The organism is Streptomyces sp. NPDC058697 (genome assembly GCF_042715345.1).
Taxonomy (GTDB): domain Bacteria; phylum Actinomycetota; class Actinomycetes; order Streptomycetales; family Streptomycetaceae; genus Streptomyces; species Streptomyces liliifuscus.
In genome coordinates this window covers 23,462-32,060 of sequence record NZ_JBHXSU010000009.1, presented here as the reverse complement: position 1 = coordinate 32,060, position 8,599 = coordinate 23,462, and the positions used below count along the sequence as shown (strand labels likewise).

Genomic DNA, 8,599 nt, shown 5'->3' with positions numbered 1-8,599 from the left:
TCAACCGTGACCGTCGTGACGACCGTCCCGCCGGTGGCGACCGCGGCGACCGTGGTGGCTTCCGCCGCGACGACCGTCCCGCCGGTCACAGGGGCAGCGACCGCCCGTTCAACCGCGACCGGCAGGGCGACCGTCCCTCGGGCGGCGGCTTCCGCTCCGGCGGCCACGACCGTCCCTACGGCCGTCGTGACGACCACCGCGGCGCCGGCTCCGGCTCGGGCCCGTCCTTCGGGCGCCGTGACGACAAGCCGCGCTGGAAGCGCAACGGCTGACATCGCCTGAACGGCGACGGCCGATCGGCCCGCTGAGCAGCTGAAGTTGAGCAACTGATTGCTGAGCAACCGAAGCTGAGCAACCGATGGGGCCCGTACGACCTTGGTCGTAGGGCCCCATCGGCGTTCCCGGAACCCGCCGAGCCGGGAGCCGGGTCCTACTGGGGAGGGGCTCATATTTAGCCAAACGAGCCCTTCCGTGGCGCATGTCACACTCCCGGCGGGGGAATTGCTGGGGGCATGACAGATGACGCCAAGACAAGTGGGCTGTCGGACGAGGAACGTCTCGCGCAGCTCGGCTACACGCAGGTCCTCGCCCGCCGCATGTCGGCGTTCTCCAACTACGCGGTCTCCTTCACGATCATCTCGGTGCTCTCCGGGTGCCTGACGCTCTACCTGTTCGGCATGAACACCGGCGGGCCCGCCGTGATCACCTGGGGCTGGGTGGCGGTCGGCCTGATGACGCTGTTCGTCGGGTTGGCGATGGCCGAGATCTGCTCGGCGTACCCGACCTCCGCCGGCCTGTACTTCTGGGCCCACCGCCTCGCCCCGCCGCGTACAGCAGCGGCCTGGGCGTGGTTCACGGGCTGGTTCAACGTGCTCGGCCAGGTCGCGGTGACGGCCGGGATCGACTTCGGCGCGGCCTCGTTCCTGGGCGCGTATCTGAACCTGCAGTTCGACTTCGAGGTCACACCGGGCCGTACGATCCTGCTCTTCGCCGGGATCCTGGTCCTGCACGGCCTGTTGAACACCTTCGGCGTACGCATCGTCGGCCTCCTCAACAGCGTCAGCGTGTGGTGGCACGTGGTGGGCGTGGCGGTCATCGTGGGCGCGCTGACGTTCGCGCCGGACCAGCACCAGTCGGCGTCCTTCGTGTTCACGGAGTTCGTGAACAACACGGGCTGGGGCAGCAGCTTCTACGTCGTCCTGCTGGGCCTGCTGATGGCCCAGTACACCTTCACCGGCTACGACGCCTCCGCGCACATGACGGAGGAGACGCACGACGCGTCGACGGCGGGCCCGAAGGGCATAGTCCAGTCGATCTGGACATCATGGATAGCGGGCTTCGTCCTGCTCCTGGGCTTCACCTTCGCGATCCAGTCGTACGACGGTGCCCTCGGCTCGCCGACCGGGGTACCGCCCGCCCAGATCCTCCTGGACGCGCTGGGCGCGACGGCGGGCAAACTGCTCCTGCTGGTGGTGATCGGCGCCCAGCTGTTCTGCGGCATGGCGTCCGTGACGGCCAACTCCCGCATGATCTACGCCTTCTCGCGCGACGGGGCCCTGCCGTTCTCGCACATCTGGCACACGGTGAACCCGCGCACACGTACTCCCGTCGCGGCGGTGTGGCTGGCGGCGCTGGGCGCGCTGGTGCTCGGCCTGCCCTACCTGATCAACGTGACCGCGTACGCGGCCGTGACGTCCATCGCCGTGATCGGCCTCTACATCGCGTACGTCATCCCGACCCTGCTCCGCCTGCGCAAGGGCGAGGCCTTCGATCGGGGCCCGTGGCACCTGGGCCGCTGGTCCCGCCCGATCGGAGTGGTGGCGGTGGCATGGGTCGCGGTCATCACGATCCTCTTCATGCTGCCCCAGGTCTCCCCGGTGACCTGGGAGACCTTCAACTACGCCCCGCTCGCGGTCCTGGCCGTCCTCGGCTTCGCCGCGGCCTGGTGGTTCGCCTCGGCCCGCCACTGGTTCCTCAACCCGGACCACGAGCGCACCCACGCCCGGGAGGCGGCCCGAGCGGGGGCTCCGGATCCGGTGGACCCGTAATCCGGCCTGCCCGGCGGGGCCCGTCCCGCGATCCGGCTCCGGACGGCATCGTCGTGCCTCCCGCACGGCCGCGTTCCGCACCTCACACGGCGCCGCACGGACTCGTTCCGCGCCCCGCATGGCCCCGTCCCACACCTCGCGCGGCGCCCACGCAACCCTTCCGGCACGGCCGGGACACCGATACCCGATCGGAGTCCCGGCCACGTCCGGCTATGCTCGTTCCTGCATCGACACGGGTCGGTGCGTGTGCCGGCGTGGTCCGGCACACGGACCCTTAGCTCAATTGGCAGAGCAGTGGACTTTTAATCCATTGGTTGTGGGTTCGAGTCCCACAGGGTCTACGCAAGAGCCCCCAGCTCAGAGACATTTCTGAGGTGGGGGCTCGCTTGTGTTTCGAGGGCTGCTCAAGTGATGAGGAGCAACGCCCCCCACATCACCACAGCCAGACCCGGCAGGACGTACGCGATCAAGGTGATCGACATTCCCCGTCTGCGGCCGGGCCACGTTGTCCAGGTGGCGGCGTACTCCGGGAGGCGTTGGACCGCTCTTGCCTGGACGTGGCGGTAGTACAGGCGGTGGCGGTGGCCGACGTAGAGCCAGGTGAGGGCCAGGACGAGGCCGAAGGCGGCCAGGACCCTGGCGGCTGCCAGGTGTTGTTCCGAGGCCAGGAGTGTCGTGTGGGCCACGGCGAAGAGTGACTGGCCCACCAGGAAGAGGTTGCCGCGCTGGAACAGCATGGTGTTCTCGTGCAGCGTGTGCTGCCAGAGTCTGCCGTCCTCCGCCATGCGTTGGGCCTCGCTGTCGTCCCCCATGCGTGCGTTCTGCCCTGCGATCGCGCGGAGGCACCCCTTCCGTGAGCGGAGTCCGGGGTCAGCCCGCCGTCAGTTCCGCCAGCGGCAGCGTGTGCTGGGTCTGCAGGACCTTCGCGCGGAGGTAGCGGACGTTGTGGGCCGTGGTGAACACGCCCGTCGGGACGCGGTGGCCGACCGTGATGCCCAGGTCGCGGAGCTGGTCCGCCTTGTCGGGGTTGTTGGAGAGGAGGTCCAGTTCCGTGATGCCGAGGGCCCTCAGCATCTGGGCCGCCGCCGTGTAGTCGCGGGCGTCCTCGGGAAGGCCCAGGGCCGTGTTCGCGGCGTACGTGTCGAGGCCCTCGTCCTGGAGGGCGTACGCGTCGAGCTTGTTGTAGAGGCCTATGCCCCGGCCCTCCTGGCGGAGGTAGAGGAGCACGCCGCCCCGGGTCGCGATCTGCTCGACCGCCTCGCGGAGCTGAGGGCCGCAGTCGCAGCGCGACGAGCCGAAGACGTCACCCGTCAGGCACTCGGAGTGGAGGCGGACCAGGGGGGTGGCCGAAGGGGTGGCCGAAGGGGTGCCGAGGATCATCGCCACGTGCTCCTGGCCGTCGGTCAGGCCGTGGAAGGTGACCAGTTCGGCGTCGACGCTGTAGCCGTCGTTGAAACGCAGCGGCACCCGGACGCGCGAGCGCTGGGTGGCGGCGGGGTAGTCGGGCATGCGGTTCTCCCGGTCCGATCGCTTACCTGCTTCAGATTTGAAACAGATCCTCGGATCGAGACACTACCCCATGCTTTAAAGTTGAAGCAACGGGAATGGTGGGTTTGCGGTGCGGCGGTCCAGGTGTCCCTGCAGGCACTGCAGGCCCCGCAGGCCTCATGCGTCGGCCGTCGCCGACCCACCCGCGCACGGGCTCGACCGGCGCCGCCACGGGACGTCGTCCGATGCCGCCTGCGGGTCGTCCCCCTCCAGGCCCCGCGCGACCGCCGTACAGATCTCCTCCAGCTGCCCCACCTGCTCCGGCGTGAGCTTGTCGAAGAGCGTGCCGCGGACCGTCTCGACATGACCCGGAGCCGTGCGCTCCAGCAGGGCCATCCCCTCGTCCGTGAGGATCGCGACGCTGCCCCGCTTGTCCATGGGGCAGTCCTCGCGGCGCACCGCCCCGTCCTTCTCCAGGCGGGTCACCGCGTACGTCAGCCGGCTGCGGGTGATCTTCGTGCTCTCCGCGAGGTCCGTCATGCGCAGGCTGCGGCCCGGCGCCTCGGAGAGGTTGGCGAGGATGGAGTAGTAAAGGTGCGGCATGCCGGCCTCCTGCTGGAGCTGCCGGTCGATCGCGTCCTCCAGGAGATGGGAGGCGGCGATGTAGGCGCGCCAGGCGCGCTGCTCCTCGGGGGTGAGCCAGCGGGTCGTCATGCCCCCAGTGTAGGTTTGTTTCAAACTTGAACCAAGCCCCGAGCGTCCTCCGGGCGACACCAGGCACGACCGTCCTCCGGGCAAGCCCCGCCTCCGCCTCCGAAAGCACCCGCCAGAGCCCGCCGGCGCCCGCCAGCGCCCGCCAGAGTCCGAAAGAGCCCGAAAGGGCCTGAAAGAGAGCGCGTCCATGCCTCACCCCTACGTCCTGTTGTCCGCCGCCGTCTCCCTCGACGGCTGCCTGGACGACACCGGCCCCGGACGGCTGCTGCTCTCCGGACCGGCCGACTTCGACCGGGTCGACGAGGTACGGGCCGAGTCCGACGCGATCCTCGTCGGCGCGGGCACCCTGCGCGCCGACAACCCCCGCCTCCTCGTCAACTCCGCCGAACGCCGGGCGGCCCGGGTCGCCGCCGGACGGCCGGAGTATCCGCTGAAGGTCACCGTCAGCGGCAGCGGCGACCTCGACCCCGACGCCAACTTCTGGTCCACGGGCGGCGAGAAGATCGTCTATACGAGCGATGAGGGGGCCAAGACGGCCGGCGAAGCTCTGCGCGGGCTCGGCGTCGACATCGTCTCCGTCGGCCCGGACGTCGACTGGCGGGCCGTACTCACCCACCTCCACGACGTCCGCGGCGTACGGCGACTCATGGTCGAGGGCGGCGGCCGCGTCCACACCCAGCTCCTCCGCCAGGGCCTCGCCGACGAACTGCAGCTCGCCCTCGCGCCCCTCGTCGTCGGCGAGCCGGACGCGCCCCGGCTGTTCGGGCCCGGCGACTACCCGGGCGGGCCCCGCAACCGCCTGCGGCTGGTCGAGACGCGGCCCGTGGGGGACGTCGTCCTCATGCGGTACGTCCCCACCGCGCCCGGCACCGGGGCCGTACCCTCCGCCGCCGACCACCGATGGCTCGCGCTCGCCTGCGAACTGGCCGCCGAGTGTCCGCCCTCGCGGACCGCGTTCAGCGTCGGCGCGGTCGTCGTCGCGGCCGACGGTACGGAGCTGGCCCGCGGGTACTCCCGCGAGTCCGACCCCGTGTCCCATGCCGAGGAGGCGGCCCTCGCCAAGATCGAGCCGGGTGATCCGCGGCTCGCGACCGCCACCGTCTACAGCAGCCTGGAGCCGTGCGCCCGCCGCGCGTCCCGGCCCGCGCCCTGCGCCCGGCTGATCCTCGACGCGGGCGTACGCAGGGTCGTGACCGCCTGGCGGGAGCCGGACACCTTCGTGGCGGGCGCGGACGGGAGCGGGCTGCTGGCCGCGGCCGGCGCCGACGTCCTGGTGCTCCCGGAGTACGAGGCCGACGCGAAGGCGCCCAACCGTCATCTGGCCTGACCGGCCGTTTTCCGTCGGTACGGCCGATGCGCGGGGCCGATCCGCACCGCCGAACGGAATTTTTCATGCCAAACCACCCGGTTAAGCGCGGGCGACATCAACGCGTGTGCTTTGGGTCCCGCGGATGGCGTACAGTGGTCTTAACGGCGCGGGGTGGAGCAGCTCGGTAGCTCGCTGGGCTCATAACCCAGAGGTCGCAGGTTCAAATCCTGTCCCCGCTACTGAAGGCCTGGGGCCGGAATCCGATCAGGATTCCGGCCCCAGGCGTTTTCCGCAGCTGTTTCTCCCACTTGTTCTCCCCCACTTGTTCTCCTCGGGCGTTTTCCCCGGTGTTTTCACCCGCCCGGTCCCCGTCCGCTCGCCCGCCGTCCAGGCTCCCGGAAGCCTGGACAGGTGGAGGAGCAGGAGCCGGTGCGCGTCGAGCCCGCGGAGAGGACCGCCCGGTATCAGCGCAGCCTCGTCCGCGCACTGCCGGCGCTGCTGATCGTCGCCGGTGCCTGTTACGACCTCCTCACCCCGCAGGACTTCACCGCGGCCCCCTTCTTCACGGCCGCACCACTCATCGCCGCTCCCCTCTTCTCGCTCGGCGCCACCGTGTGGACGGGGATCGTGGCGACCGCGGCCATGGCGCTCGTACACCTCAGGTTCGCCTTCGACGCGAGCGCGGTCACCGAGATCCTCACCGTGGCCACGGCCGCCGCGCTCGCCGTCGGCATCAACCGGCTCGTGGCCCGCGGCAACGCGCGCCTCGCCACCGCCCGCGAGGTCGCGGAGGCCGCCCAGCGGGCCGTACTGCCCGAACCGGCGGCGCGGATCGGCGGCCTCGAGATCGCGGCACGGTACGAGGCCGCACAGGAGGGCGCGTTCATCGGGGGCGACCTGTACGCCGTGCAGGACACCCCGCACGGCGTACGGCTCCTCGTGGGCGACGTGCGGGGCAAGGGCATGGGAGCGGTCGCCGTCGTCGCCGTACTCATTGGTGCCTTCCGGGAGGCCGCCGATCAGGAGGCGAGTCTGGAGGCGGTCGCCCAGCGGCTGGAGCGGGCGCTCGCGCGCGAAGGCGTCCGGCGCGACATCATCGCGGCCTTCGAGGACTTCACCACCGCCGTGCTCGCCGAGATCCCGCACGGCACCCCCGTCGTACGCCTCGTGAACCGCGGCCACCCCGGGCCCCTCCTCCTGTACGGCGACGGAGAGGTACGTACGCTCGGCGCGGCGGAGCCCGCGCTGCCGCTCGGGACGGGGGAGCTGGGGGCCTGGCCCGACCGTGCGCAGGAGGAGGAGTTCCCGGGCGGGGCCATGCTGCTCTTCCACACGGACGGGCTGTCCGAGGCGCGGGACCGGCGAGGCGTCTTCTTCGATCCGGCGCGGCAATTGTCCGGGCGGGTCTTTCCCGGGCCCGACGAGTTGCTCTCCGCGGTACTGGACGACGTCCTGCGGCACACCGGGGGCGGGGCCGCCGACGACATGGCACTGCTCGCGGTGCGGCGGCCGTGAGATAGATCGCTCTTGCGGCGACCTTTATCACCGTTGGTAGTCGAACGGAATCCCTCCGCTCAACAACTGACGCACCATCAACAGGGCTCCCGTTCCTGAATGACGATCAACTCGCCCGATTTACCCCGCTCATGACCTGTAAGTCCAGGCCAAGAGCCTTAACGATCATCAGGAACAGCTTGGAATCCGGTGCCCGGGTCTATTAACGTTCGATAACGCAGCGCGGTCGTCCCAGCCGTCACAAGAGTCGGCTCCGTGCGCACGCGCCGAATCCCGCAAGGGAACCGGGGAACCACCACTTGGGGTGAATCGCTCGTCTTCGCGGTGTAGCGCACCGCGGTTGACGCGCGTAGGAGACCTTCCTGCTCCGAACCCGTCAGCTAACCCGGTAGGCGAGAAGGAAGGAAAGGAGTGCGCCTACGTGGCGTCCAACCGGTCTGCCCCCACACCCTCGTTCGTGCCGGATGAGTTGACGGGTGAGCCCTCGGGTGAGAAGAAGCCCGACACCTTCGCATACGGCGCCCGCAAGGACGAGGAGACGTGGGACGTCTGGAATCCCAGCGCGGAGACCGTCCTTCCCGTCCGCGGCAGGCACCGCGTCTCCAAGCAGCGCGGCGGAGGACTCGCCCGTAGCTCGACCGTTCTGGGCGTCGGTGTCATAGCCGCCGTCGGTGCGGGTGGCATGGCCACCGCGCAGACCGGCAAGCCCCCGGTGTCGATCTCGATCCCCGACCTGCCGAACGTCGGCTCGCCGTTCTCGGACGACGACGCCCCCAAGGGCTCCAGCACCCCGATCACCGCCGTCGGCCTCACCGCCGCCGACGCCGAGGAGGGCAACTCGGACGCGGGCGAGGCGCTGCGCGCCCGCATCATGCTCCAGGCCGAGCAGCAGCAGGACCAGGTGGACCGCGAGGCCCAGGCGGCCGCCGAGGCCGCCGCCGCGAAGAAGGCGGCCACGCTGGCCGCCAAGGAGCGGGACGCGGCCGAGGCCAAGGTCGCCGCCGCCAAGAAGAAGGCGGACCAGGAGGCCAAGGAGAAGGCCGAGGCTGCACGCCTCGCCGAGCTCGCCAAGCAGTTCACGCTGCCCACCTCCTCGTACACGATCACCTCGACCTTCGGGCAGTCCGGTGCGCTGTGGTCGTCCGGTCAGCACACCGGTCTGGACTTCGCCGCTCCTACGGGTACCCCGATCAAGGCCGTTCACAGCGGCACGATCACCGAGGCCGGCTGGAACGGCTCGTACGGCTACCGCACGGTCCTCACGCTCGACGACGGTACGGAGGTCTGGTACGCGCACCAGTCGTCGATCGGTGTCAGCGTCGGCCAGAAGGTGGCCACCGGCGACATCATCGGCCGCGTGGGCGCTACCGGCAACGTCACCGGGGCGCACCTCCACCTGGAGGTCCACACCAGCGGTGGCGACGGCATCGACCCGATGGCGTGGCTGCGGGGCAAGGGGCTCACTCCGTAGGACGGGCTGACCCGCCTTACGGTAAGGCGGGTCCGAGAGGTTCTCAGGTTCGGA

7 protein-coding genes, 2 tRNA genes, 1 pseudogene and 1 riboswitch are annotated in these 8,599 nt (G+C 70.3%); of the genes and pseudogenes, 7 read left to right on the top strand and 3 right to left on the bottom strand.

What is annotated here, in order from left to right; genetic code table 11:
* The 3 genes and pseudogenes from ACFWXQ_RS22160 to ACFWXQ_RS22150 all read left to right on the top strand — a co-directional run.
* Positions 1 to 272: pseudogene (locus ACFWXQ_RS22160) on the top strand (RNA helicase); the annotation flags it as partial.
* Between the two features lie 240 nt (positions 273 to 512).
* Complete coding sequence (locus ACFWXQ_RS22155) at positions 513 to 2,048, top strand: amino acid permease (RefSeq protein WP_383937709.1); 1,536 nt, start codon at positions 513 to 515, stop codon at positions 2,046 to 2,048.
* 268 nt (positions 2,049 to 2,316) lie between these two features.
* Positions 2,317 to 2,389: transfer RNA gene (locus ACFWXQ_RS22150), tRNA-Lys, on the top strand.
* A gap of 63 nt (positions 2,390 to 2,452) precedes the next feature.
* Here ACFWXQ_RS22150 and ACFWXQ_RS22145 read toward each other — a convergent pair.
* The 3 genes from ACFWXQ_RS22145 to ACFWXQ_RS22135 form a co-directional block, all read right to left on the bottom strand.
* Positions 2,453 to 2,860, bottom strand: a complete 408-nt coding sequence (locus ACFWXQ_RS22145; RefSeq protein ID WP_383937711.1) for a hypothetical protein — start codon at positions 2,858 to 2,860, stop codon at positions 2,453 to 2,455.
* 58 nt (positions 2,861 to 2,918) lie between these two features.
* Positions 2,919 to 3,557 carry a GTP cyclohydrolase II gene (gene ribA / locus ACFWXQ_RS22140; protein WP_383937713.1) on the bottom strand — a complete coding sequence of 213 codons (639 nt, stop codon included), beginning with the start codon at positions 3,555 to 3,557 and terminating at the stop codon, positions 2,919 to 2,921.
* Positions 3,558 to 3,713: 156 nt separating this feature from the next.
* Complete coding sequence (locus ACFWXQ_RS22135; RefSeq protein WP_383937715.1) at positions 3,714 to 4,250, bottom strand: MarR family winged helix-turn-helix transcriptional regulator; 537 nt, start codon at positions 4,248 to 4,250, stop codon at positions 3,714 to 3,716.
* Between the two features lie 187 nt (positions 4,251 to 4,437).
* Between ACFWXQ_RS22135 and ACFWXQ_RS22130 the strand changes: the two genes are divergently transcribed.
* From ACFWXQ_RS22130 to ACFWXQ_RS22115, 4 genes are all read left to right on the top strand, one after another.
* Positions 4,438 to 5,577 carry a dihydrofolate reductase family protein gene (locus ACFWXQ_RS22130; protein ID WP_383937717.1) on the top strand — a complete coding sequence of 380 codons (1,140 nt, stop codon included), beginning with the start codon at positions 4,438 to 4,440 and terminating at the stop codon, positions 5,575 to 5,577.
* 147 nt (positions 5,578 to 5,724) lie between these two features.
* Positions 5,725 to 5,798, top strand: a tRNA-Met gene (locus tag ACFWXQ_RS22125).
* A 172-nt stretch (positions 5,799 to 5,970) separates the two neighbouring features.
* Positions 5,971 to 7,074: a PP2C family protein-serine/threonine phosphatase gene (locus ACFWXQ_RS22120; RefSeq protein ID WP_383953792.1), complete on the top strand. Its 1,104-nt coding sequence runs from the start codon at positions 5,971 to 5,973 to the stop codon at positions 7,072 to 7,074.
* A 254-nt stretch (positions 7,075 to 7,328) separates the two neighbouring features.
* Positions 7,329 to 7,484, top strand: a riboswitch (cyclic di-AMP (ydaO/yuaA leader).
* Positions 7,485 to 7,495: 11 nt separating this feature from the next.
* Positions 7,496 to 8,545, top strand: coding sequence for a M23 family metallopeptidase (locus tag ACFWXQ_RS22115; RefSeq protein WP_383953794.1), 1,050 nt, complete (start codon positions 7,496 to 7,498; stop codon positions 8,543 to 8,545).
* Positions 8,546 to 8,599 lie beyond the last annotated feature (54 nt).